The sequence below is a fragment of the Pristimantibacillus sp. Z349TD_6 genome (assembly GCF_056173205.1).
The window spans coordinates 2163829-2188719 of sequence record NZ_CM149662.1 but is presented as its reverse complement, the minus strand read 5'-3'; the positions used below and the strand labels follow the sequence as shown (position 1 = coordinate 2188719).

General features: G+C 46.7%; 26 protein-coding genes and 1 other annotated feature. Of the genes, 2 read left to right on the top strand and 24 right to left on the bottom strand.

The genetic code is table 11. The features are described from left to right. Nucleotides 1-44 precede the first annotated feature (44 nt). On the bottom strand, nt 45-284 hold the full coding sequence (locus AC0VYE_RS09420) for a post-transcriptional regulator (protein ID WP_076270832.1): 240 nt from the start codon (nt 282-284) through the stop codon (nt 45-47). A 221-nt stretch (nt 285-505) separates the two neighbouring features. Here AC0VYE_RS09420 and spoVB point away from each other — a divergent pair, with 221 nt between their 5' ends. Next, nucleotides 506-2083, top strand: a complete 1578-nt coding sequence (gene spoVB / locus AC0VYE_RS09415) for a stage V sporulation protein B (RefSeq protein ID WP_076270833.1) — start codon at nt 506-508, stop codon at nt 2081-2083. Between the two features lie 58 nt (nt 2084-2141). On the opposite strand, the gene AC0VYE_RS09410 is transcribed toward spoVB, so the two are convergent. Then, nucleotides 2142-2861, bottom strand: coding sequence for a YetF domain-containing protein (locus AC0VYE_RS09410; RefSeq protein WP_475449503.1), 720 nt, complete (start codon nt 2859-2861; stop codon nt 2142-2144). A 259-nt stretch (nt 2862-3120) separates the two neighbouring features. On the opposite strand from AC0VYE_RS09410, the gene AC0VYE_RS09405 reads away from it, so the two are divergent. Further along, nucleotides 3121-3516: a TIGR04086 family membrane protein gene (locus AC0VYE_RS09405; protein WP_256711052.1), complete on the top strand. Its 396-nt coding sequence runs from the start codon at nt 3121-3123 to the stop codon at nt 3514-3516. Nucleotides 3517-3571: 55 nt separating this feature from the next. Here AC0VYE_RS09405 and yajC read toward each other — a convergent pair whose 3' ends face one another. The 22 genes from yajC to AC0VYE_RS09295 all read right to left on the bottom strand — a co-directional run bounded on the left by yajC (nt 3572) and on the right by AC0VYE_RS09295 (nt 24829). Then, entirely contained in the window at nt 3572-3889 is a 318-nt protein-coding gene (gene yajC, locus AC0VYE_RS09400; RefSeq protein ID WP_076270836.1) for a preprotein translocase subunit YajC, read from the bottom strand. A 14-nt stretch (nt 3890-3903) separates the two neighbouring features. Continuing rightward, nucleotides 3904-5037 (bottom strand): tRNA guanosine(34) transglycosylase Tgt, encoded by a 1134-nt coding sequence (tgt, locus tag AC0VYE_RS09395; RefSeq protein WP_179089915.1) that lies wholly within the window; start codon nt 5035-5037, stop codon nt 3904-3906. Between the two features lie 22 nt (nt 5038-5059). Next, nucleotides 5060-6106, bottom strand: coding sequence for a tRNA preQ1(34) S-adenosylmethionine ribosyltransferase-isomerase QueA (gene queA, locus AC0VYE_RS09390; RefSeq protein ID WP_475447408.1), 1047 nt, complete (start codon nt 6104-6106; stop codon nt 5060-5062). A gap of 10 nt (nt 6107-6116) precedes the next feature. Next, nucleotides 6117-8237 carry a SpoIID/LytB domain-containing protein gene (locus AC0VYE_RS09385; RefSeq protein WP_475447406.1) on the bottom strand — a complete coding sequence of 707 codons (2121 nt, stop codon included), beginning with the start codon at nt 8235-8237 and terminating at the stop codon, nt 6117-6119. After that, a complete protein-coding gene (locus tag AC0VYE_RS09380; RefSeq protein WP_076270840.1) occupies nt 8227-8694 on the bottom strand; it encodes a thiol-disulfide oxidoreductase DCC family protein in 468 nt (155 codons plus the stop codon). Before AC0VYE_RS09380 ends, AC0VYE_RS09385 begins: the two co-directional genes overlap by 11 nt. 6 nt (nt 8695-8700) lie before the next feature. Further along, nucleotides 8701-9702 carry a Holliday junction branch migration DNA helicase RuvB gene (gene ruvB, locus AC0VYE_RS09375; protein WP_076270841.1) on the bottom strand — a complete coding sequence of 334 codons (1002 nt, stop codon included), beginning with the start codon at nt 9700-9702 and terminating at the stop codon, nt 8701-8703. A 19-nt stretch (nt 9703-9721) separates the two neighbouring features. After that, the gene (gene ruvA / locus AC0VYE_RS09370) at nt 9722-10357 is read right to left on the bottom strand and encodes a Holliday junction branch migration protein RuvA (protein ID WP_054027250.1); all 636 of its coding nucleotides are present in this window, start codon (nt 10355-10357) and stop codon (nt 9722-9724) included. Then, complete coding sequence (gene ruvC / locus AC0VYE_RS09365) at nt 10354-10857, bottom strand: crossover junction endodeoxyribonuclease RuvC (protein ID WP_076270842.1); 504 nt, start codon at nt 10855-10857, stop codon at nt 10354-10356. The genes ruvA and ruvC overlap by 4 nt, the downstream gene beginning before the upstream one ends. 161 nt (nt 10858-11018) lie before the next feature. Then, entirely contained in the window at nt 11019-11666 is a 648-nt protein-coding gene (locus AC0VYE_RS09360) for a BofC C-terminal domain-containing protein (protein WP_475447402.1), read from the bottom strand. Between the two features lie 197 nt (nt 11667-11863). Next, a complete protein-coding gene (locus AC0VYE_RS09355) occupies nt 11864-14266 on the bottom strand; it encodes a LysM peptidoglycan-binding domain-containing protein (RefSeq protein ID WP_475447401.1) in 2403 nt (800 codons plus the stop codon). A gap of 201 nt (nt 14267-14467) precedes the next feature. Beyond that, a complete protein-coding gene (gene pheA, locus AC0VYE_RS09350) occupies nt 14468-15337 on the bottom strand; it encodes a prephenate dehydratase (protein ID WP_430057746.1) in 870 nt (289 codons plus the stop codon). Continuing rightward, nucleotides 15334-16329 (bottom strand): homoserine kinase, encoded by a 996-nt coding sequence (gene thrB, locus AC0VYE_RS09345; protein ID WP_076270846.1) that lies wholly within the window; start codon nt 16327-16329, stop codon nt 15334-15336. Before thrB ends, pheA begins: the two co-directional genes overlap by 4 nt. A 5-nt stretch (nt 16330-16334) precedes the next feature. After that, nucleotides 16335-17621, bottom strand: a complete 1287-nt coding sequence (locus tag AC0VYE_RS09340; protein WP_076270847.1) for a homoserine dehydrogenase — start codon at nt 17619-17621, stop codon at nt 16335-16337. Between the two features lie 24 nt (nt 17622-17645). Next, entirely contained in the window at nt 17646-18083 is a 438-nt protein-coding gene (locus AC0VYE_RS09335) for an ACT domain-containing protein (RefSeq protein ID WP_076270848.1), read from the bottom strand. Between the two features lie 131 nt (nt 18084-18214). Continuing rightward, the gene (obgE, locus tag AC0VYE_RS09330) at nt 18215-19540 is read right to left on the bottom strand and encodes a GTPase ObgE (protein WP_076270849.1); all 1326 of its coding nucleotides are present in this window, start codon (nt 19538-19540) and stop codon (nt 18215-18217) included. A 13-nt stretch (nt 19541-19553) separates the two neighbouring features. Continuing rightward, a complete protein-coding gene (locus AC0VYE_RS09325; RefSeq protein ID WP_076270850.1) occupies nt 19554-20291 on the bottom strand; it encodes a Spo0B domain-containing protein in 738 nt (245 codons plus the stop codon). A gap of 211 nt (nt 20292-20502) precedes the next feature. Beyond that, nucleotides 20503-20814, bottom strand: coding sequence for a 50S ribosomal protein L27 (gene rpmA / locus AC0VYE_RS09320; RefSeq protein ID WP_076270851.1), 312 nt, complete (start codon nt 20812-20814; stop codon nt 20503-20505). Nucleotides 20815-20902: 88 nt separating this feature from the next. Continuing rightward, nucleotides 20903-21241 (bottom strand): ribosomal-processing cysteine protease Prp, encoded by a 339-nt coding sequence (locus AC0VYE_RS09315; RefSeq protein WP_054027239.1) that lies wholly within the window; start codon nt 21239-21241, stop codon nt 20903-20905. Between the two features lie 11 nt (nt 21242-21252). Beyond that, nucleotides 21253-21564, bottom strand: a complete 312-nt coding sequence (gene rplU, locus AC0VYE_RS09310) for a 50S ribosomal protein L21 (protein WP_053374798.1) — start codon at nt 21562-21564, stop codon at nt 21253-21255. A 15-nt stretch (nt 21565-21579) separates the two neighbouring features. Further along, nucleotides 21580-21669: a sequence feature (ribosomal protein L21 leader region), on the bottom strand. 101 nt (nt 21670-21770) lie between these two features. After that, the gene (locus AC0VYE_RS09305; RefSeq protein ID WP_076270852.1) at nt 21771-23000 is read right to left on the bottom strand and encodes an Rne/Rng family ribonuclease; all 1230 of its coding nucleotides are present in this window, start codon (nt 22998-23000) and stop codon (nt 21771-21773) included. Between the two features lie 37 nt (nt 23001-23037). Beyond that, entirely contained in the window at nt 23038-23919 is an 882-nt protein-coding gene (locus AC0VYE_RS09300) for a M50 family metallopeptidase (protein WP_475447395.1), read from the bottom strand. Beyond that, complete coding sequence (locus AC0VYE_RS09295) at nt 23912-24829, bottom strand: peptidoglycan DD-metalloendopeptidase family protein (RefSeq protein WP_475447393.1); 918 nt, start codon at nt 24827-24829, stop codon at nt 23912-23914. The genes AC0VYE_RS09300 and AC0VYE_RS09295 overlap by 8 nt, the downstream gene beginning before the upstream one ends. Between the last annotated feature and the right edge of the window lie 62 nt (nt 24830-24891).

Sequence of the window (24891 nt, the reverse complement as noted above, 5' to 3'; positions counted from 1 at the left end):
TACAGACGGGACAAAATCGAGTCAAAAAAAAAGAAACCGTCAATTTAAAATTGGGTTCCTTTGTATGCGCTTATCGTCATGAAATTCATAAATTTCATAACTTTTAAAGATAAAATATCATTTACTAATTCATGCAGCTCGGGCTGCCCCGATTTGTTATATTTCTGGCTAACGCATTCCCAAACCTCTTGACCCGTTACATGTTCGTAGCCAATGAGATGAAATTCCTCCGCTTTGCTGTTGCATAGCTCCTCAATCATACGATTTAATTCTTCGTCTGCCATGCTGCGCCTCCCAAAAGCTTATGACATAAAGCTGTATCCCATCTATTCGCTGTACCTCTGCCTTTTTCCTGCCCGCTTCATTGCTAATCTATAAATTGACTGACATGGAACTGGACATGCCGAGCATAAAGATGATAGTACATGCTTGTCTAAACACTTCGACTCACATCAATATCAGGCAGGATTTGGTTATTTCATGATAGAGAAGAGGGTACAACATAATGACAAAACGATCGGATCAAACAAAGCAAAACTTTATAAAAGGCGCCATGATATTGCTTGCCGCAGGTTTAATTAACAGGCTGCTTGGTTTCATACCTCGCATTGCCCTCCCCCGTATTATGGGGGCAGAGGGTGTTGGATTATACCAGCTAAGCTATCCGTTTCTAACTGTCATGATAACCCTCATCACAGGAGGCATTCCGCTTGCCGTTGCCAAATGGATTGCTGAAGCGGAGTCGCAAGGCGATTCCAAACGAGTAAAGTATATTTTTCGAACGGCAATGCTCCTCGTTACTTCGCTAGGCATATTGTTGACCGCACTCATGCTTCTTTTTGCACCTTGGATAACGAAGCATGTGCTGCCGGATGCCCGAGTATACCGCACCTTTATGGTTATGACGCCTATGCTGCTCATTATTGGCATATCTTCAGTTTATCGAGGTTACTTCCAAGGCAAACAGAACATGATTCCTACCGCGGTATCTCAAATCGTAGAAACCTTGCTGCGCATTGTTGCATCGCTATCATTTTCCTTCATGTTCCTGCCCTATGGACTTGAATGGGCGGCTGCCGGCGCTATGCTTGGAGCCGTGCTTGGAGAGATCGGCGGCCTCGCCGTACTGCTTTGGAAATACTACAGAGACAAATCCCGTATCAAACAAAAAGCTCTCAGTCAACCAAATGAAAAACCAGGAAAAAACATTCCTGTATTGCGAAAATTACTTAGCTTATCCATTCCCGTTACAGGCAGTCGATTAGTCGGCTCCTTCTCCTATTTGCTGGAATCCATCTTTACCGTTCGGAGCTTAGCGGCGGCAGGAATTACAACGGGCGTCGCCACAGCGCAATACGGAGCATTGCAAGGAATGATCATACCGCTGCTTTTACTGCCAACAGCATTAACCTACTCTCTTGCTGTTTCTTTGGTACCCTCCTTATCCGAAGCGGCTGCACGCGGAGATCATGCGTTAATTCACAAACGGCTGCATCAATCGATGAGGCTTGCACTTGTTTCAGGGGCGCCTTTTGTTGTTATTATGGCTTTGTTAGCTGAACCGATTTGCCGTATCGTTTATAACCATGTCGAAATAGCTCCGATGCTCCAGCTCATCGCTCCCGTTGGCATTTTCATCTATCTGCAGGCTCCTCTGCAAGCAGCACTCCAAGCACTAAATAAACCGGGAACGGCATTAATTAACACATTAATTGGTGCGGTGGTCAAGCTATTTCTTATTGTCCAACTTGCATCGAATGCTGATTTTGGAATTTATGGAGCTTTAATCGCCATTAATGTTAATATCGTACTCGTCACATTATTGCATGGCATTAGCGTATTGCGGTTCATTGGCTTCCATATGAAAGTGCTTGATTTTGTAAAAGTTGGCACCGCTATGATTATTATGGGAGCTGCCGCCAAGTTTACGATGAATCATGAACCGCTCTCCATGGAATGGGTAAATTTACTTCTTGCATGCGCAGCTAGCGTAATCATTTATTTAATTTTGATGATCGTAATGAAAATCATTGATCGCCACGATATGGCGCGTATACCATTGTTTGGGGCTTGGTTTAAATAACAATGGTAAGGTCGTCGAATGATAAAAACCGCGGTAAAGAAAGGGAAAAGCCCTCTCTTTAACGCGGTTTTTTGTCGTGCGTATCAATAAACAACTTCCCTTTATAGTCAATCGTACAAAAAAACACGTCCTTAAAATCGAAGACGCCTCTTTCCTGCAATACATTTTTTAGCCAAAATCTTGTCTTTTCAAGATTTTCCAAGTTTTTGTCCTGCACCTTGCCATCCATAATAAGCGGGACAGGCAATATCTCAAAGCGATATTTCGGTGGAAAAATATTCGTTTGATTGTACTGCTTCAGCTTTTGGTCGGATCGCTCTGATTCCTGATCTTCATTACTGCCCTCTTCAGACTCATCAGCATTTTCCTTGGGTATGACGGACAGCTTACCGCTCGTCTCCAAAATCGCAAATTCAACATCCGATACAGCACTGATTTTATTTTCCCTTAACTGCAGCATTAGATCATCCAGATTGTACCGCTGCTTGCGCATAACGTCACTATTCAACTTGCCCTTGTCAATAATTACACTTGGTTTGCCATCAAACAGAAGCCTTAGCTTTCGACTCTTCATCGTCATAAAAGCACTGCCTACTTGAATAATCATCAAAACGACCATCGGTAAGATGCCTTCCCACATCGCCCGCTCCATGTCTTCAATAACAATGACTGCAATCTCAGCAATCATGACTGAAATAACGAGATCGAACACGGAAAGTTTACCGATTTCTCGTTTCCCCATAAAACGCATGATCAGAAATACGACGAAATAAATCATTATCGTCCGGATCAACAGGCCCCAAAATTCCAAAGGAAACCGCCTCCTCGTCTTTATCATTCGAGCTGATGCCAGCTGCGTTTTGTCCGTAAAGCTATTCTGACCTACGTGTTACAACATCATACTCCTGCTGTTTATACGAATATATGGCAATGCGGAATATGCTGCTCATAAATACATACTGACAAGCTGATTCCTGTACTATTCTACCTGGCTTGACCATATGGATAAGTAATACGTTCATAACGCTGGGGGGAATATGATGAGTTCGGTTAAACAAGCACCTAAGCCGCCTTTAATCGCTTCACCTTTGCTTGCCGGAGTGCTTTTTTCAATCATTTGGCTAGCAGTAGGCGCATTGCTGCTCTCACTGCTTTTGCATTTTACGGCAATGAAGGAAAGCAGTCTGCCCTCTAACGCCATGCTGGTTCACGGCTTCGCAGCACTAGCGGGGGGCTTTACATCAGGAAGACGCTCTGAGAACAAAGGCTGGTATAATGGCGCATTGCTCGGTTTGCTTTACGGCGTAATCGTTATCATTATCAGCTTTCTTGCTTCAAATGCTTCCTTATCCGTACACAGCATCCTTCTTCTAGGCGCTGCTCTCCTATCAGGCGCATTTGGCGGTATGATTGGCGTAAATATGAAGAAATGAACATTTACAAAAAAAAAACCGACTGACATGCAAGCATGTCAGTCGGTTTTTTTAATTATTTCTCTAAATCAACCGACGCTGGTGCGGAGTTGATAATTGTATTAATTGCACTGCGCTCAAATGTCATTTTAGTTGTATCGTTGACACGAATAACAACCGTATCGTCACTCAGCTCAACGACTGTGCCATGCAATCCACCAATTGTTGAAATTTTATCGCCTTTCTTCAATTGGTTAAGCATGCTTGCACGAGTCTTTTGTTTCTTCTGCTGCGGACGGATAAGCAAGAAATAAAAAACCGCAAACATAAGCACAAAAGGCCAAATCATTTGTAGGATATTTGTTGATCCTGCTTCACCTGCTGCTTGCAACATCGAAATCCCTCCTTTCAAAACCCTTTCTCATTATCGAACAGGCCGTAGCTTGTGAAGAAGGAATCCCGGAAATCCAAAAGCCGGTCATCCATGATCGCTTGCCGAACGTCCCGCATGAGTTGTAGCAAGAAATGCAAATTGTGATAAGTCGTCAGCCTCATACCGAACGTCTCATCCGCTTTAATTAAATGCCGGATATAAGCTCTGGAATAATTCGTGCATGTATAGCATGAGCACTCTGGATCCAGAGGACCATAATCCTCAGCGTACTTCGCATTACGGATGACGAGTCTGCCTTGGCTTGTCATAGTTGTCCCATTGCGAGCAATACGCGTTGGCAGAACACAATCGAACATATCAATACCGCGGATAGACCCTTCAATTAATGCATCCGGCGATCCAACTCCCATAAGGTAGCGTGGTTTATTCGCTGGCAAAATGGGAACCGTATAGTCGAGAACATCATACATCAAATGTTTAGGCTCTCCAACACTCAGTCCACCAATAGCATACCCCGGGAAATCCATGGAAGTCAAATCATTTGCGCTTTGAATACGCAAATCTTTGTACATCCCCCCTTGAACGATAGCGAACAGCCCTTGGTCATGCGGTCTTGCGTGAGCCTTAAGGCAGCGCTCTGCCCAACGTGTCGTACGCTCCAACGATTTCTTCACATAGTCATGCTCGGCAGGAAATGGCGGACATTCATCAAATGCCATCATAATATCAGAGCCAAGAGCATTTTGAATTTCCATCGCTACTTCTGGTGAAAGAAATTTTTTGTCGCCATTGAGATGGGAACGAAAGTGTACGCCTTCCTCGGTAATCTTACGCATTTCGCTAAGACTAAAAACTTGGAATCCGCCGCTGTCTGTTAGAATTGGACGATCCCAGTTCATGAACTTATGCAATCCACCAGCATTTCTTACAATGTCATGTCCCGGTCTTAGGAACAAATGGTAAGTGTTGCTCAAAATAATTTGAGCATCCATCGCTTTCAGCTCTTCTGGAGCCATCGTTTTCACAGTAGCTTGTGTGCCTACCGGCATAAAGGTAGGCGTCTCAATCACACCATGCGGAGTGTGTACACGTCCTAGTCTTGCTCCTGATTGTTTGCATTGTTTGATTAATTCATATTTTACAGCCACAATTCACGCTTCCTATTCCTAATTAGTAAATAAACATGGCATCGCCAAAGCTGAAAAATCGATATTCATGAGCAATCGCTTCTTCATAGGCGTGCATGACAGCATCTCGTCCAGCCAGCGCACTTACAAGCATAACGAGCGTTGACTTTGGCAGATGAAAATTGGTGAGTAATGCATTGACAAGCTTAAACTCGTAACCTGGGAAAATAAAAATAGATGTCCAGCCGTTGCAAGCTTCGATTGCTTTTCCTTCAAAGCGAGCAGCAACAGTTTCCAGCGTGCGAGATGAGGTTGTCCCTACAGCGATAATACGTGCTCCGCTCCGTTTGGCTTCATTAATTATTGCGGCATTTTGTTCATTCAGCTCATAATACTCTGCATGCATTTCATGATCCTCAACAAGGTCGACGGACATTGGACGGAATGTGCCTAGTCCAACATGCAGTGTTACGTAGGCGAGCTTAACGCCCTTCGCCTGCAGACGCTGAAGAAATTCATCTGTAAAATGCAAGCCCGCCGTTGGTGCTGCTGCCGACCCCGCATGTTTGGAATACACGGTCTGATATCGCTCGCGTTCTTCAAGCCTTTCCTTGATATACGGAGGCAATGGCATTTCTCCAAGACGGTCAAGCAGCTCCTGGAATATCCCCTCATATTCAAACCGTATCGTACGTCCGCCCATTTCGCCTTCTTGCAGAACAACAGCGCGCAGCAGCGGATTGCCTGCACCATCATCTCCAAAGGATAGAGCGGTGCCGACCTTTAAACGTTTTGCCGGTTTTCCGAGCGCATCCCAGCTGCCATCCTCGAGCTGTTTCAATAACAACAGCTCAATCTTAGCGCCCGTATCGCTCTTCATCCCCGTCAACCTGGCTGGAATAACTCTAGTGTCATTTAGAACTAGGACATCTCCAGGCTTAACATACTGCTCTAAATCCGTAAATCTATTGTGCGTCAATTCGCCTGTTTGCTTGTTTAATGCAAGCAATTTCGAGGCCGTTCTGTCAAGCAATGGCGTCTGAGCAATTAAATGTTCCGGTAATTCAAAATCAAACCATTCTACGTTCATATCGATTCAATCATTCCTTAGCGATGGTGACATCTTTGTAGTAGTATTTCAAAATATATTGATAGTCATACCCTTGCTGAGCTAGGCTTAATGCTCCGTATTGCGATAATCCGACCCCGTGTCCGTTGCCAGACCCTACAAAACGGAACGAAGGCTCCTTCGTAGCTGCGCGAATATTACCGCTGCCATCTAATATAAACAAGTTAGCGTTAACCGCCTCTGTTTTTGCGCCTCCGGCACTAATCATATAAACAGGATTCGAATCCGACGGCTTCGTACGTGTTGCTGATCCAGCACCAATCATAGCAACCTTCGCAGTTTCCTCAATCTGGAACAACGTACTTGGCAAAGACCCTTGTACACCTAGTGCAGCACGATAATCAATTGGATAAGTAACAGCTAGCTTTTGTCCATTTGCTGTAATTTCTGTCGCACGTCCTGAAGCGCCGCGCTGGCTCACTTCGAGTGATTTGAGCGGACCTGAGACGGGAGTCTTCACTTTGCCGTTAATCGTTGTTAACATTTCTTGTGCGCTGTAAGGACCACGTATCCAAGTCATTGAATTGGATTCTACACTTTTATCCAGCACAACGACCCGTGTTCCGTTGTCAACCGTTGCAATGACAGGGATCGTATCCTGAATAAGTGGATGCTTGCGCACTTTTGTGCCGTTTGTATTTACTAGCATGATACGACTTCCTGCTGCTGTCGTTTCTCCTGTCTCGGCTAGTAAATCCTCTCTAATATAACCAATAGCTCCGCTAGGGACAACAACGCGGTACCAATTGTTCAAACCTGCCTCCGATGAAGCGTCCGGGCTTTTGACAGCCTGCATATAAGGAACTGCATTCCCCCACGCTTCTTTGGCATCAGCCGTAAATCCACCACTGTTGGCTGAATAGATCGCATCAATAGCTTTTCCATTGTACATTGCAACTTCGCCTGCTGTCTCTTCGACGGCAGCAATGGTTGATGGCCGCTCTGAGCCTACACCGTAATAAGCTTGGCTTAAAGTCGTATCCACAACATGTGCAATCTGGAAACCAAATCCTCGATTTAAGGCATAAGTGCGTGCAGCAACCGCTTGTGCCTTAAGTGCTTCGATCGGCCATGTAGGGTACATTTCCACACCTACAACGGAATATAAATATTGTTCAAATGGAAGTTCATTTACGACTGCCATCCGTCCATTTAATATACTAAGCTCAAATAGTCCTCTATAGCTGCGAGCGCTCCGCTCGTTTAGCTTAATTGGATCATTCCCGATTGGAGACACCGTAACCTTCGTGTCGTTGCCAGCAAACAAATACAGCTCAGAACTGCTTTCAGCTTTGGCAGTTACGGTATGGTCATTTCTTATGAGCAAGTAAGCCGAACTAGCATCGGCCTCCTTCAAAGCCGCTCCGCCTGAAGTATTTGCGGCAGCTGCTTTAACAATTTGCAGCTCAGCAGCTGATACAGCCGCCCCTACCATTACCGAGTAGTACGCTGATCCATTTTGCTGTGAACGAATAGCAACATAGGCATCGAGGCCAACTGCGCCGAAGCCGCTGGCTGCTGCTATCGCATCCGCTTTGCTGGTCAAAGGAGCGCTCTCCAAATGAAGTGGGCCTTGAACTACCGAGTTCGAGCCGCCAACTAGCTTAGACAGCTCACTATCACCCTTCCACTTCGTTTGCGCAGTAACAGCTTCTGCAGCTGTTTTGTATGTACCTTCAATAACCTGATAGATGATTGCACCATTTTTTGAAAGGGAGGTTATAAAAGCAGTACCTTTCAAAGCTTGCAAACGTTTCTGTACAGCTAGAGCTGAAGCAAACGTGGAGCTCTCGTACACTTTGACTTTAAAGCTGTCAACTGCGAATCGAGCTGTAGCTGCTCCATCTACATTAAACCAATTATTGATGCCATCAGGCTGCCTTACACCGATGCTCATTCCACCCGTTGATGAAAATGTGGCAGCTGCTGTCGTATCATCGTATTTCCCAGGCAATTGCATGAACAAAGCAACTCGGATATTGTCGAGCTTTGGCACTGCTGCCTGTGATGGAGAGCCTGTCCATGCTGTAGCAAGCAGTACAATTGCGATCGTCATAATTAAGTAACGCTTCATATTCCGTTTAATTGACATTCCTGTTGTTCTCCTCCCTCTTCTGCGGCAATTCGCAGCCATTAACGGAACAGCTTTGTTCTGTAGATCCAAACCATTCATATCTTCTTTTGGCTACAAATTTGTACATACGATTAGCTATGCTTTTCATACCAGGTATTCGATAAATTACTGATAGCCAGCGAAAGCCCTTTACCGTTCTTAATATACGGACAATTCCATCCGCACCAGCAAAGAGCTGCCCCTGCTCATCAGCAACATGCATTTTCTCATACAACTCATCAAATTTCAACAAACCAACGGAAGGAATTAGCTGTTCCGTACTGCCTGCTGCCTCCAACTGTTGAATTTGAACATAATGCAAATCCGCTTTAGAATGAAGCTCCTTCAGCTTCGCAATGGAACCCAGGCACAGATTGCAATGGCCATCATAGATAACATAAAGTTTCTCAGCGGCACCTTTGGCTCTGGAACTCATGGCGTACTACCTCCCCGGTATCGGTAGACCTAGGTGACGATAGGCGTTTTCCGTAGCAATCCGGCCTCGCGGCGTTCGCTGTAAAAAACCGATTTGCATTAAATACGGCTCATAGACATCCTCAATCGTTTGGCTTTCCTCGCCTATCGTTGCTGCGATTGTATCAAGGCCAACTGGCCTGCCGGCAAAAGTAGTCATCATCGCTTGCAGCATTTTGAAATCGATGAGATCGAGTCCCATTTTATCTACCTGCAGCAGTTCAAGCGCCGAACGCGCGATGTCATGTGTAATCACTCCGTCGCCGCGCACCTGCGCGAAATCACGCACTCGTTTAAGAAGACGATTCGCAATCCGCGGTGTTCCTCGAGACCGCATTGCAATCTCAGAAGCCGCTTCACCTACAATGCTGACGTTCAATATTTCTGCTGTTCTCGCAACAATGAACGCAAGCTCATCCATCGTATAAAATTCTAATCGGCTCACTACACCAAAACGATCACGAAGCGGCGCAGATAAAAGCCCTGCCCTTGTAGTCGCGCCAATCAAGGTAAACGGCGGCAAATCGAGACGAACCGATCGCGCGCTCGGCCCTTTGCCAATCATAATGTCGAGTGCAAAGTCTTCCATTGCCGGGTACAATACTTCTTCTACCGTGCGATGAAGGCGATGAATTTCATCAATAAAGAGTACATCGCCTTCCTGCAGGTTCGTGAGCAGTGCGGCAAGATCACCAGGACGTTCAATCGCAGGTCCGGATGTCGTGCGAAGGCTCACTCCAAGCTCATTGGCAATAATGTTCGACAAAGTCGTTTTACCAAGACCCGGGGGGCCATAAAGCAGTACATGATCAAGCGCTTCTTTACGCAATTTTGCTGCTTCAATATATATTTTCAAGTTTTCCTTGGCTTTTGTTTGCCCAATATATTCGGCTAAATAACGGGGACGCAAGCTGAGCTCAACTGCCTGATCTTCCATCATCAGGTTGGCGGAAATGATTCTATCATCCATCTGCCTTCATCTCCCTACTTTAACCTTTAAATAGCTGCTGCAAAGCCCGCTTCATCAAAGAATCGACTGATTCCTCCGCCGTAACGCTATGCTGCAATCCATTCCATGCTTTATCAAGCTCCGCTGCTGTGTAGCCCAGCGCAGCAAGCCCTTCCCTTGCTTCCTGCCAAGCGGTGCCTGCGCCTTGACCTGAATGCCTGCTCGATGTGAGATCAAGCGCAACACCTGCTGCAGTCAAAAGACCTCCATCCAGCCCCGCCCCGATCAGCTTGTCCTTTAGATCTAGAATCATCCGCTGTGCGGTTTTTTTCCCTATGCCCGGAAGCTTAATGAGAAACGCTATATTTTCCTGCTGAATAGCGGCTATAACCGCATCCGGTCGACCACCTGACAAAATGCCCAAAGCGACGCGCGGACCAATGCCGGATACCTCCAGCAGCTTGCGGAACAGCGTCTGCTCCTCTCTCGTCTCAAAGCCAAACAACAAAACAGCATCCTCGCGAACGTTATGATGAATATAGACGACGACGGGCTCTTCTTTTTTTGCAAATGCATACGGATTAGGAGTAAATACACGATAGCCGGTATCTCTTACGTCCAGAACGATATATTCGGATTCTAGATGGACGACATTGCCTCTTAAAAAATCGATCATGAACGTTTCACCTCATTTATTTTCTGATTGAGTACGACCGAGTGCGCATGACAGATCGCAACAGCGAGCGCATCGGCAACATCATCGGGCTTCGGCACTGCCGAAAGCTTCAAAAAAACCTTAACCATTTCTTGCACTTGTTTCTTCTCCGCTTTGCCATAACCAACAACCGCCTGCTTTACTTGAAGCGGCGTATACTCGCCAATAGGCAATCCACGCTGCGCAGCAGCCAAAATAATAGCGCCTCGAGCCTGCGCCACATCAAAAGCCGTCGTCACGTTTCGATTAAAAAACAGTTTCTCTATGCCCACAGTATCCGGCTTATATTTATCCATTAAAGCGCCCGCAGACTCGTAAACTTGCAGCAAACGCTGCTCTGAAGGCGTATGAGCTTCCGTCTGAATCGCACCGTATTGCACGGGCGTAAGCTTGTGTCCGATCTTATCTATGAAACCAAATCCAACGATCGCATAACCAGGGTCAATTCCAAGAACGCGCAAACGGTCATCTCCTCAAAATAACTGCTTTCTCCACATACTCACTGAAAGTTGCTTCATCCATTATAGCAAAAGATGGCGTGAATGAGAACGCGCGTTTGATATTTCGGCCTTTAGACATAAAGAAAGGAGATCGCACGATGATGTGCGATCTCCTTAGTTACTTACTCTTGCTGATAGGCTGGGTTCATAACTTTCTGATTTTGCTCAATAGCATAGTCGCTATAGGTGGATAGAACACTATTATATTCTTCCATGTCGGTTATCCGAATCCCTCTGGTAAGCTGGTCCAGCTTATCCTGTGGCAAACTGCTCTCCATATAGCGTACATCGAGTTGGAAAAAGGTTCGAACGACCTTTTCTTTTTTTGGAGCACCGTCATAAAGTGTAAGATTCCCTTTCTTGTCGACGCCCATATACGCATTCGCTTTACAATGCTCGGACAAATCCTCAATACGCTCTTCAAACTGAACGGTGCCCTGTTCTTGATTCAACATGACCTTCCACTCCGGATGTGCAAGCACTAACTGAACAATCTCCTTACTCATCAATTGACCTAGCATCTTCGATTCTTCGCCACACACATATACGAGGCGCAGCTTCGCAGATAGCGCTCCATCAAGCTTCTCCAGTTCTTGAATTACGCTCGTTTGATTCGCTGTTGGCTTTGGTGCAGCTGTGACAACATTTTTATTAGCGATAAAGAGCCAACCTGCTAGCAAGCAAAACATAATAACGCCTAACATCCAAACGGGACGCCGCTTTCTCTTTAAACGTTTCTTTAAGTTTTTCCAAAGGCTGAATTCCATCATAGGGAAGACCCCTTCTTTATATTTTTTGATAGTATGCGCCATAATTACATAAATATTCAAGACGATTTATTTGTAAGAATCCATAGTTTAATCTGCTTGTCCGATACTTGTTTTTTTCAAAAAAATGATTAGCATTATGTATTCATAATAAAGAAAGCCCCAAAGGACAGTAGACCTTTGGGGCAGCATGTATTCTTTTAACGATTGATCCAAGGCTGATTTCCACGTTTTTTCGGTTTATTAGGCCGTGTGGAAACTGTTCGAATAACTGCTTTCTTGTTCGATTTCTTTGGTACAACTATCTTTGCTGGTTTTTCAATTTGTACATCAGCCGCCTTTGCGGTGTTTTGATCAGAACGATTCCCTTTACAGCCGCAATCGTCTTGATTCATATTGCCTACACCGGCTGTTTGAGGCCAACCCTGATTAGATGGAAACTGCTGTGAGTATGGGGAAAAACCTGCTACAGGATAACCATAACCGCCATCATTTTGCACTTGAACCGGCATTACATTCCCATGACCCCCATGACCATAGCCGGAGCCATAACCATACTCAGGCTGCATGCTCGATGGGAAAGCCATTCCTTGGTTCGGCTGTGTTGCAAACGGCGATACCATACCTTGGTTCGGCTCTGTTGCAAATGGCGATACCATCCCTTGGTTCGGCTGCGATGCAAACGGCGATACCATCCCTTGGTTCGGCTGTGTTGCAAACGGCGATACCATGCCTTGGTTTGGCTGCGTTGCAAACGGCGATACCATGCCTTGGTTTGGCTGCGTTGCAAACGGCGATACCATGCCTTGGTTCGGCTGTGTTGCAAATGGCGATACCATGCCTTGGTTTGGCTGTGTTGCAAACGGCGATACAGCGCCTTGGTTTGGTTGTGTCGCAAATGGCGATACAGCGCCTTGGTTTGGTTGTGTCGCAAATGGCGATACAGCGCCTTGGTTTGCTTGTGTCGCAAATGGTGATACAGCGCCTTGGTTTGGCTGTGTCGCAAATGGCGATACAGCGCCTTGGTTTGGCTGTGTCGCAAATGGCGATACAGCGCCTTGGTTTGGCTGTGTCGCAAGCGGTGATACACTGCCTTGGTTCGGCTGTGTTGCCAGCGGTGATACACTGCCTTGGTTTGGCTGTGTCGCTTGCGGGGACACCTTACCTTTATTCGGCTTTGTTGCCAGCGGCGATACCATGCCTTGGTTCGGTTGTGTTGCCAGCGGCGATACCATGCCTTGGTTCGGCTGTGTTGCCAGCGGCGATACCATGCCTTGGTTCGGCTGTGTTGCCAGCGGCGATACCATACCTTGGTTCGGCTGTGTTGCCAGCGGCGATACCATGCTTTGGTTCGGGAATGCAGAAGTTCCGGCTACCATTTGACCATTTTCCTGCATGCCATGCTGGAGTGGATTTATCATTGGATAACCATAACCCCATTCAGGGCCAACGCCCATAGGCATGCTGGATGGAGATGGGTAACTTCCAACAAATACCATCCCCGGCGGACACTCAAATGGCGCCTCGTTTCCTTCATGCATTGGGCTTACCGTACTTCCGAATGGCACAGGTTGATGCCAATCTCCGTAACCGTAGCCATGTTCCATGTGAGCTGGCATGGTCATTGGTTGACCAAATCCATAGCCCGACTGAATTGGCATGGTCATCGGTTGCCCGTAACCATATCCCATCTGAGCTGGCATAGTCATCATTGGCTGATGATGCCCATATCCTCCGTAAGTAGGCTGTTGTGCAGCTGGCGAGATTGCTTCAGGTGCTTTTGGCAAATCATACAAGGATAATGCTTCGGTTGCTGGGATGCCATATTGCTTGAATAAATCAACATTTGGCTTGTATTCGGAATGAATCGGTTTTAGCTTTTTCTCAACAGGCTTTTCGATTGGCAGTGCCTTTTTGGCTGGCTCAACTGCTGCCGCTTTAGGGGCAGGAAGAGGAGCTGGTTCTACTGGCTTCACAATAGGTGCTGTTGGTTTTTTCTCTTGAACAGGTGCAACAGGCGTTTCAGGAGCAGGGGCTACCGGTGCTGGTGCAATAGGCGCAGTTGGCGTCTTGCCTGCAATTGGAGCTGTTGGTGTTTTTCCAATAATAGGCGCTGTAGAAAGCTTTCCGACCCAGCCCTGTACCCCTTGCATGATTGAGCTTGGGTGAAGGGCATGATGACCTCCCGTATTTTGTGCCACGCTCTGTCCAGCTTGTTGTCCAGTACCTCCAGTACCTTGGCCACCAGTTCCTTCAGTCATGGTTTCGCCTACTTTAGGGATATTCACAACTTCACCAGTAAGCAATACATTCGGATTTTTGAGCTGCGGATTCGCTTTAATCATATCCGCGAGCGGCACGCCCCAAGCTTTCGAGAGCTTCCAAAGGGTATCACCTTGTTTCACAATATGCTGATGCATGATGTCCATTCCACCTCCTGCGCCGCCCGCGATGCTTGAAGGAATTTTCAGCTTCATGCCAACATCAATGGCGTCCGGATTCGTAATACCCGGGTTCAGCTTCAAAAGCTCTTCGAGCGATACATTATACTTTTGGCCGATAAAGTATAACGACTCGCCTTTCTTCACAATATGGATTTTCACTCGTTGTTAACCTCCTGTCACGTTCTGAATAACCAGGCACTGCTAATGCCTATTATCAATCCTTACATCCTATGCAGAATATGGGCAGGTGTCTCCACTTTCACAAAAAAAATAGTAAAAAGCCGAGTTCACCCATCAGAGTGAACTCGGCTTTCTATTCATGTATCGTTTCATTCTACACTTTAGAGCAACCAGCTATGCTTATTTCTTGAATTCAGTAAAGCTTGGATAGCTTCCTAATACGCGAACCTGACATCCGATTGCTTCAATTTCTTGAATGGCTGAAGGAAGCAGAACGGTATCAAGAGCCATATCAATGTCGATGAAGAAATAATAATTGCCGAGCTTCTTCTTCGTCGGGCGCGATTCAATTCGGGTCAAGTTGATTTTGCGCCATGCAAAAGCAGAAAGAACCTGGTGGAGCGCTCCCGGGTAATCCTCTGGCAATGTAATTAAAATGCTCGTTTTTATTTTATCGGATTTACGATCGGTATAGGGCTCTGATCCGACCAGCAAAAACCGAGTGTAATTATTATCATGATCTGTAATCTCACTTGCGAGAACATCAAGCTTCTCGTTCGCAGCAGCAGTCATCGTGCCAATAGCTGCCAAACCGGCATTCGGGTTGTTTTGAACGATTCTAACGCCCTCAGCTGTACTGCTGACATGTTCTGTAACCGCATGCGGAAGATGTGTACGCAGAAATTGCAAGCACTGTGCGATCGCTACAGGATGGCTGATCACTTTAGTAATACGTGAGTAGTCCATTTCCCCATTATCGTTTAACAGCTCAGATTGTCGGCCGATCAAATTTTGAATGGAGGGGTACACCCACTCCGCTTGAATCGGAATATCAACTTCATGTACAAGCCAGTCCATATGAAGGCTAACAGAACCCTCAATCGTATTCTCGATCGGTATGATGCTGTAATCACTTATTCCATTGACAGTAGACAGGAACACATCAGAAATTAGCCGGTGATGCTTCCAGTTTATTTCTTCACCGCGGAATAAATGTCTTGCTGCCTCATCCGATACAGATCCAGCAGGTAAAACCGCTATCGTCTTCATCGCTTCATATCTCCTTTAATTCGATCCGGAAGAGGAATCGCAGGCTGCGAAGAAATTTCCTCTATCGTAATTTGAGGACCTTGAGCGCTTGGCGACAGCCATAGCGTATTCGCTTCAATGCCCTCCTGCTTCAGCGTATCAAGCAGAAATGTTTCAAGCATGGATTCGCCCGAGCTGTGTGCAGCACCGGCTTCCGTATCCTCAACAAATGCAATCAGCGTCGGCCCTGCTCCGCTTAGCGCAGCACCAAGCGCGCCGTGCTCTACCGCGCGCTCCAGTATAGTTGCCATGCCGGGAATCAATGCTGCACGGTAAGGCTGGTGCAGCCGATCCTTCATCGCATGGCGAATCATACCTAGCTCGCCGCCAGCAAGCGCTGCGACGAGCAAAGAGCTGCGGCTGACGTTAAATATGGCGTCAGCCATACTAATTGAAGACGGAAGCGCATGACGCGCCTTCTCCGTCGACAGCTGAAAGGCTGGAATCGCGACAAGCGTCTTCAGCTTGTGATGCGGCTCAATTCTAACATAATCTGCTCGCTCCCCATCCCAAGCCGAGACGACAATGCCGCCGTATAATGACGCGCCGACATTGTCCGGATGACCTTCCAGCGCTGTTGCCATTTGGAACAGCTTATCATCCGTGAGCGGACCGCCAATCAATGCGTTCGCAGCAACCAGAGCGCCTACGATTGCTGACGCACTGCTGCCTAGTCCGCGAGTGAGCGGAATATCGCTGTGCATCGAAATCGAGAGCTCTGGCACGGATACGCCTGCTTCTTTGAACACAAGCTGCGCAACCTTATAGATTAAATTCGTTTTGTCCTTTGGCAATCCATTCATTTGATCGCCGTAAAACTGGAATTCCGTTTGTTCAGAGATGCTCATTTCAATCCATGCGTATAGCGAAAGAGCCATCCCAAGCGTATCAAACCCTGGTCCGAGATTTGCTGTACTTGCTGGTATTTTTACGATTACTCTGCGATTGTTCATAAGATTTATCCTTCTACGCGGTAGACGCTTTTCACTTTATGAACGACATCCAGCGAGTCAAACTTAGCAAGCACCTTCTGGATAGCTGCTTTGTTCGCGTCATGAGTGATGATGATGATCTCAGCTTCCGGATTAGACGGTGTCGGCTGCTGCAATACTGACTCCAAGCTGACTTCAAAGTCAGCGAATACTTGCGTTATGCGTGCAAGAACGCCGGCACGATCTGCCACTTTAAGCAAAATGAAATATTTAGATGAGATCTGCTCGTCAGTCTTGAGCTTCTTCTCTTTATAAGCAAGGCTTCCCTGCATGCCGTTCACACCAAGCTTCAGGTTTTTCACAACGGCTACCAAATCGGATACGATAGACGTAGCTGTCGGAAGCTCACCCGCGCCTGCGCCGTAGAACATCGTTTCACCAACAGCTTCGCCATATACATAAACCGCGTTAAACACGCCGTTTACCGATGCGATAGGATGCGATTGCTTCACCATCGTTGGTTGAACGCTGATGCTGATCAAATCATCCTGACGCTCTGCGATACCAAGCAGCTTCACTTCATAGCCAAGACGCTTCGCGTACAAAATATCTTCTTTGGATACCGATGAAATTCCTTGAACGGATACATCCTCAAGCGCTACATTGGCACGGAATCCGATTGTAGCGAGAATTGTCATTTTGCGCGCTGCATCAAGTCCTTCGACATCTGATGTCGGGTCAGACTCCGCATAACCAAGCTCCTGCGCTTCTTTAAGCACATCCAGATACGAAGCGCCTTCTTGACTCATCTTTGTCAAAATAAAATTCGTTGTGCCGTTCACAATGCCCATAATTTTATTAATGCGGTCGGAGGCGAAACCTTCGACAAGTGTACGAATAATCGGAATACCGCCGGCTACGCTTGCTTCATACAAAACATCGCAGCGGTTTTCTTTGGCTTTGGCCAATATTTCAGGACCGTGCATTGCCATTAAATCTTTATTTGCCGTTACGACATGTTTGCCGAGGGACAGCGCTTCTAGTATATATTCTTTCGTAAGCCCGATTCCACCCATAACCTCAACGATAACATCAATTTCAGGGTGGCGGATGACTTCCCAAGGATCCTCAGTTAGCTTGCTTGCATCCACTGCAATATTACGCGATTTGCTTTTGTCTTGAACGAGTACCTTTTCAATTACGATCGGCGAACCGACCTGACTAGCCAAATCATCCTGATGTCCCTCAACAATTCGAACTACACCTGTACCAACTGTACCAAGACCTAATAAACCAACTTTAACCGGCTTCATATATACCCTCCATTATCCATTCTGTTATCCTTGTCCGATGACCGAAGCTTTACGCACGCCTGGCTGACTGCGAAGCATTTCAACCAGCGATGACAGTTCTCCGGAAAGCTGCGAAATATCGACCGAAATGACGACATTAGCGAAACCTTGGAGCGGAATGGACTGATTCATCGTCAGCACATTGCCATCCTGGCTCGCCACCATGCTAAGTACGTTGGAGAGTACGCCTGAACGATGCTCCAAATCCATAGAAATGGTCGCAATACGTTCTCGTTCCAGCTCATTTAGCGCGTAGACACCATCTTTATACTTATAAAAAGCGCTTCGGCTAAGTCCAACACGTTCAACCGCCTCATGCACGGTTGCCGCATCTCCTCGGCCAAGCATCTCCTTCACTTGTATCGTCTTCATAATCGCTTCCGGTAAAATATCCTCTCGAACGACATAATAGCGTTTCGTCACTATACGTCCTCCTCAAAAAGACAATTGTTCACCTATAGTGGACATTATATCGAAATATACCGTTTGGGGCAATAGGCAAAACAAGAAAAGACGGCTTTCGCCGTCTTCATTTGTTAATATGTGCGAATGCTCTAGCCATTCGGATTATAGTCGCTGCCCTCGAAGAATTCAAAAGCAAAGTCGCCGATTTGAACCATATCGCCGTCTTTTGCTCCCATCTTGCGAAGCTCGGCATCGACACCCATTTTGCGCATCGTGCGTGCAAAACGCATAACCGCATCATACGAAGTCAAATTCATCCGTTTCATGTAGTTGCTAATGCCAGCACTAACAATAACGAACACTTCATCTTCCTTATGGATGGTAAAAGTCGTTTCTTCGCGCTTCTCGTACGTATAAACTTTACGTTCAGCAACATCCTTCACATCTGCGATTTCAACTTCTTCTGAAACCGTATCAAGAATATCAGCTGCTTTATATAGTAGCTCCTGTACGCCTTTTTTCGTTAGCGAGGAGATTGGCAAAATTTCATATTGACGTTCACCGCTAACTTCTGCGAGCTTTTGCTTGAACAACTCAAGCTGCTCCTCAGAATCCGGCATGTCCATTTTGTTTGCAGCAATAATTTGCGGACGATCTGCTAGCTTCTCATTATAGAGAACAAGCTCCTCGTTGATTTTCACCCAATCATCAAAAGGATCGCGTCCTTCAGACGCTGACATATCGATAACATGAACGATAACCCTCGTCCGCTCTACATGACGAAGAAACTCATGACCTAGACCAACGCCTTCATGCGCTCCCTCGATAAGTCCAGGCAAATCAGCCATTACGAAGCTGCGGCTATCCCCAACGTCAACGACACCTAGATTCGGTGTAATGGTCGTAAAGTGATAAGCGCCGATCTTCGGCTTAGCGCCAGAAACGACAGATAGCAGGGTTGATTTGCCTACGCTTGGGAAACCAACAAGGCCTACATCTGCCATTACTTTAAGCTCAAGAACAACCCAGCGCTCTTGTCCTTCTTCACCATTCTCCGAAATATAAGGAGCTGGATTGTTTTGCGTAGCAAAGCGAATGTTGCCGCGTCCGCCGCGTCCGCCTTTTGCAATAACGATTTGTTGACCGTGACGAGTCATATCCGCAATAATTTCTTGCGTATCATCATCAACGATTATTGTGCCGGGTGGAATCCGTACGATTGTATCATCAGCGCCCGCTCCGTGCATGCTTTTTACTTTTCCGCGCTCGCCGCGATCAGCCTTGAAATGCTTCTGATAGCGGAAGTCCATCAGTGTACGCAGACCCTCGTCAACTTGAAAGATCAAGTCGCCGCCTCGGCCTCCGTCGCCACCTGCAGGACCGCCCTGCTCTACATACTTCTCACGGCGAAAAGAAACGATACCATCGCCTCCGTCGCCGCCTTTTACAAATATCTTCGCTTTATCGACAAACATGATGTGCCCCCGTTCATGCGCGCATTTCCGCCCTCAGCAACACCTTTGCATACGGCTGCTCGAAGTTGATCGGCTGCATTGGCGCGCCTTCCAACTGCTGTTGTATTTTTTGCTTCCATTGCTGTTCATTCATTAGTTCGCCATCATAATAGAAGGCTGCATACAGTGCATCCTCATCCAGCGATAGCTCCAGCGTAAGAACAGCAGCATTACCATAGCCAGGCTTAGCCGCAAACCGATATGCGTTAATCGTATGAATGAGCGTTTCGGCTATTTGATCGGCATCTGCCGTTATTTCGTTTAAATGAATGTCGCCTTTAATTACAATTTGTAACTCCAGCGAATTCGATATCGTACGAAACGATTGAATATAACTAATCAGTGAAGGAACTCCCAGCTTGGATATACTGCTCTCCACAGCCATCCGTTCACTTATTTTCTCCACATACTCGGCGGCTTTATCCAGCTTTTTGAGCCTAATATAGCCAAACACGACTTGCAGGTCGTTCATCCAGTCATGACGATGATGATTGAGAGTTCGTATTGCAGAGTTTTGCAACGATTGAATCGTTCGCGCAGTCCGCTCTGCGTGCTCTTTCCGTTCCGTTCGTATCCAGTAAGTCGCAACAGCTATAAGCCAAACGAGAAAGACAGCAGTTAACCACACTTGATTGGGCCAAATAAGTACAGCGGCGCATGGCAATAAAATGGTTGCCGCCGCGTAATATTTCACCGTTGTTAAGCGTCCCATCGATTAAACCTACTTTCTTCGTATTTCCCGAAAATATAACAACAAATATATTATATTTCCCCGTCAAAGCTGCTTCAGCGTCCGAGACGCCTTAGGCATTTTTGCTTGCTTATCCAGTATATCACGCAGCCGTCCTACGGTCATCAGCCATGGAATAAAAAAACCCGGCCAAGCGATGCAGGCCGGGGCTTGTTGCATATATAAGGTTGTATTAAGCTTCTACTGCTGCAGCTACCGGAGCAAGAACAGCTGGATACACGCTCACTTTTTTGCGGTCGCGTCCCCAACGTTCGAACTTCACTACGCCTTCTACTAATGCAAAAAGCGTATCGTCTTTCCCGATGCCTACGTTAGTTCCTGGGTGAATTTTTGTTCCGCGTTGACGAAACAAGATGCTTCCAGCAGATACGGTTTGACCGTCAGCACGTTTAGCGCCAAGGCGTTTCGACTGTGAGTCACGTCCGTTTCTAGTGGAACCTACACCTTTCTTCGAAGCGAAGAGCTGAAGATTCAGTTTCAACATAGTTATTCCCTCCTTCTAAAGGATTGGTGAGCAAAGCTGCACCGTAAGCATGAACTAGAGGCTTGCAAAACAAACCTGCACCGAATGCTTACGCATTAAGATGTTCATGAATAACGACATGCTTGCCGTATGATTTTGCAATAGTGTCAAGCATAACCGCCATTGATTCCAGCAGCAGCTGCATCCGGCCGTCTGAAGCCTCGTCTGCAAGCGTCGGAATATCCGACGATAGCCAGCCGTTCTTCATCTTGGCAGGGAGCTCCTCTCCCGCTAGAGCTTCGATCGCGTTAACGGTACCAACCGAGATGGCTGATACACCCGCACAAACGATATCTTTGCCGGGCTTCGCATATTTAGCATGTCCTTCGACCGCAAATGATACGATACGTCTGTCAGCGGCTCTTCGTACAAAGGTAACTGTTATCATAGAAATTCCTCTTACGCTTGGATTTTCTCGATTGTTACTTTTGTGAACGGTTGACGATGACCTTGCTTACGACGATAGTTCTTTTTGGCTTTGTATTTGTAAACGATGATTTTTTGGCCTTTGCCTTGTTTCTCGACTTTGCCTGTTACTGTAGCGCCGGAAACAACCGGAGTTCCAGTTACAAGACCGTCACCTTTAGAAACCGCCAAAACACGATCAAACGTTACGCTTTCGCCTGCTTCAGAATCCAGTTTTTCGATGTAGATTACATCGCCTTCCTGAACTTTGTATTGCTTGCCGCCAGTTACGATAATTGCGAACATTGTTGGTGCACCTCCTTATTTTCGAAGACTCGCCTAATTCAGGTGGCTTACGGCCTGCGCCGCAAACGCTTGTTTACCCAATCGGAGCGGTACTTGTACGTCCCATTCCACTGAGGTACGAGACACACACCCAAAGATTGTACCATACTATGCAAGCTATATCAATTCATCCAACAAGAAAATTTAAACTATTTATACAACTCTGATCATTTTATGTGCGCTCCGCAGCTCTCACAGCGCTCGATCAGTTGATGGACAGCATTCTCACGAGCCTTTTTACGCGTCATTTCAATTAATCCGAGCTTTGTCCAGCCCAAAATCGTACATTTGGTTTGATCATTGCGCGCTTTCTCTACGAGTCTTTGCATAACCTGCTCGCGATGGTTGTCCTGCTCCATATCAATAAAATCAATAATAATAATGCCGCCTACATCTCGAACTCGGAGCAATCTTGCAATCTCGTCAGCTGCTTCCATATTCGTGCGGAACACCGTATCCTCAAGGCCAGATGTCCCAATAAATCTGCCTGTGTTCACATCTATAACCGTCAGAGCTTCCGTCTCTTCCCATATGAGGTGCCCCCCGCAGGTAAGCTGAATTTTGCGCTCGAACGCTCTTGTCACCTGCTCCGTCACACGATACGTATCAAATAAAGAATTGCCTTGCCTTGATTCAAAACATTTTAACCGCTCACGAAGCTGAGGGGTCATTTCCTCCAGCAGTGCTGACGCTTCCTCAAACCTATCCGCATTGTCTATCCATATTTCATCCATATCCATCGTAAGTGTGTCTCGTACAGCCCGCCGCATGAGACCTGCTTCTCTGTGCAGCTCGCTTGGCGCACTCGCTTCCACGCTTCGTTCCGAAATGCTTTGCCAAATCTCTCTTAACCCTGCGACATCGGCATGCAAAGACAGCTCGCTTTCAGCTCCAGCCGCCGTTCGTAAAATAATGCCTTCCTCCAGCTCACGCAGCTTCTCGCCGATGGCTCGCAATCTCGAACGCTCGCTTTCGGAACTGATTTTTTTGGAAACGCCAATATAATCGGCATTTGGCATATAAACAAGAAACCGCCCAGGCAGTGAGAAATGTGTAGTGACACGGGCGCCTTTGCCTCCCAGCGGCTCCTTCATAACTTGTACGAGCAATTCCTGTCCAGGCCTGACCATATTTTGAATGAGCGGCTTTTCAGCTGGCTGTTTTTCCAAATGAGGGTGGAGCAGCTCATCAATGTACAAAAATGCATTTTTAGCTAGTCCTACATCTACGAAAGCCGCCTGCATGCCAGGCAGCACGTTCACGACACGACCTTTATACACATTGCCAACCAAACTGCTTGCTTTTGATTTTTCCATAAAAAATTCGACTAGGCGGCCATTTTCCAGTACAGCGGTTTGCAGCATTTCACCGTTAACGTGCATCAACATTTGCTTCATTCCTGAATATCACCTGCCCGTACGCTTTTCATCTATTTTAACTGAAAAGTTCCGACACTGCACGATTCGGATTATTTTCGGACAAACAGCCTTCAACAATTTTCTGCTCCGGCAGCACTCTGACTTCCTTGCTGTGCGACTCCACCATGTATATCAGATGATATCGCTCCCTTTGAAAGAGCCTTGCTACCGAGATGATTGACTGCTTGCCGCTTACGATAATAGGACTTGCAATGTGGCCGAGCCTCAGCGCCTGCAGCGTGATTCTTTCCCGGTACATCAGAAAACGATAAAACAAATAGGGAACATTACGATAGTACGTCCAGTTCGTCATCACAAGAAATATGCCGACAATGAGCAGATTGAGTTGAATCCCGTCCTTATACACTAACCATGGAAGCAAGGAGACGATGATCATCAGCACACTAAAAAACAAGCTGACTCGCGCGCTCCAAACAAGCATTTTATAATAGTTAACCGTGTAGCTTAATGCCGCCTGCAGCAGCTTCCCTCCGTCAAGCGGGTGAATAGGCAGCAGGTTGAACAAGCCGATCATTAGATTTGCTTTCCATACATACTCCGCCCATGCTAAGTCCCATATGCCAAGCTGCCCGCAGCCCCAAGCAGCTAGTCCCATCCAAACGTTTTGCAAGGGACCCGCAATCGCCACAATTGCCTCTTCTTTTGCAGGTACGCCGCCGGCTTCCTCAACCTCGACAACACCGCCAAAGGGCAGCAGCTTTACTTCCTTTATCGTCCAGCCATAGCCCCGAGCTACAATAACATGGCCGATTTCATGGACAAGCACGAGTAAAAACAAGGTAATCAGCTCGGCAAAATATCCTGTCATGACCGACCCAAGCATAATGATAACGAACAACGGATGGACCGACCATAGGATTCCTTTCCATTTAATCAATCGGTATCACGCCCACGGGATCGATATACAAATCATTTTGTTTAACAGCAAAATATAGCAGGCTTGGCTGCGTACCTTCAGCTTTCAGCAGGTTGCCGATAGAATCGCCTGCCTCAACCCAGTCATTTACTTTAACATTCGTTTTCCCAAGCATCCCATATACGGTTACGCGCTGATTGACATGCTGGATAACAATAGTCGAACCTTGCGTACCCTGATCTGATAATAGCAATACGCGCCCCGTCTCTGCCGCAACAACCTCTGCTTCAGAGCTTCCAGCAAGCTCTATACCATTAAGCATCTCCGCAAACGTTCGAACAAGCGATCCTCCTTCCAATGGGGTTACGATAGGCAGCTTTACCGTTCCATCTGCGCCTACTGCAGGTTCAGGATTGTCCTGAAAAATAGGAATAAAGGAGGGAGCCCCGGCAAACGTTTCCTTATACCAAGCAGCCGCAGCTGCAAAATCAATCTCATCCGTAAGCGCTTGTTTTACGAGCGCTTGTCCCTTGAGCGTGTATTCCGTATCATATCGAAACATAGCCCATACCGCGCCAAATAACAGCAATGCTACTGCTAGCTTCCATTTCAGCTCCTTGCCGAAAGTATAATTATTTTTCCCGCCGCCTGATCCCGGATCGTTCTCATTCGATAGAACTGGCCCTTTTATAAATCTTCTATTATCAACATACCCTTTGTCCTCGTTCCAATTTGCCCATGGATTAGGATTGGTTTTCCAAACGACCTCTGGATCAAGCTCCTCCGCCTCGTCTTCATCAAAATATTCGTGCTTGTATGGCATGCGAGGGTCTGAATATATGTCCTCTTCTTGTAAAGGCACAGAGTTCCGATCCCCTGTATTTTGATTTTTATGCTGATTGCGCCGCTTCTCATTATCCTTCATTAACATCTCGTTTCCCCCCCGCTTCCATCGTCCTTGGGACAGCTTGTTCCTTTATACATGGATATGTG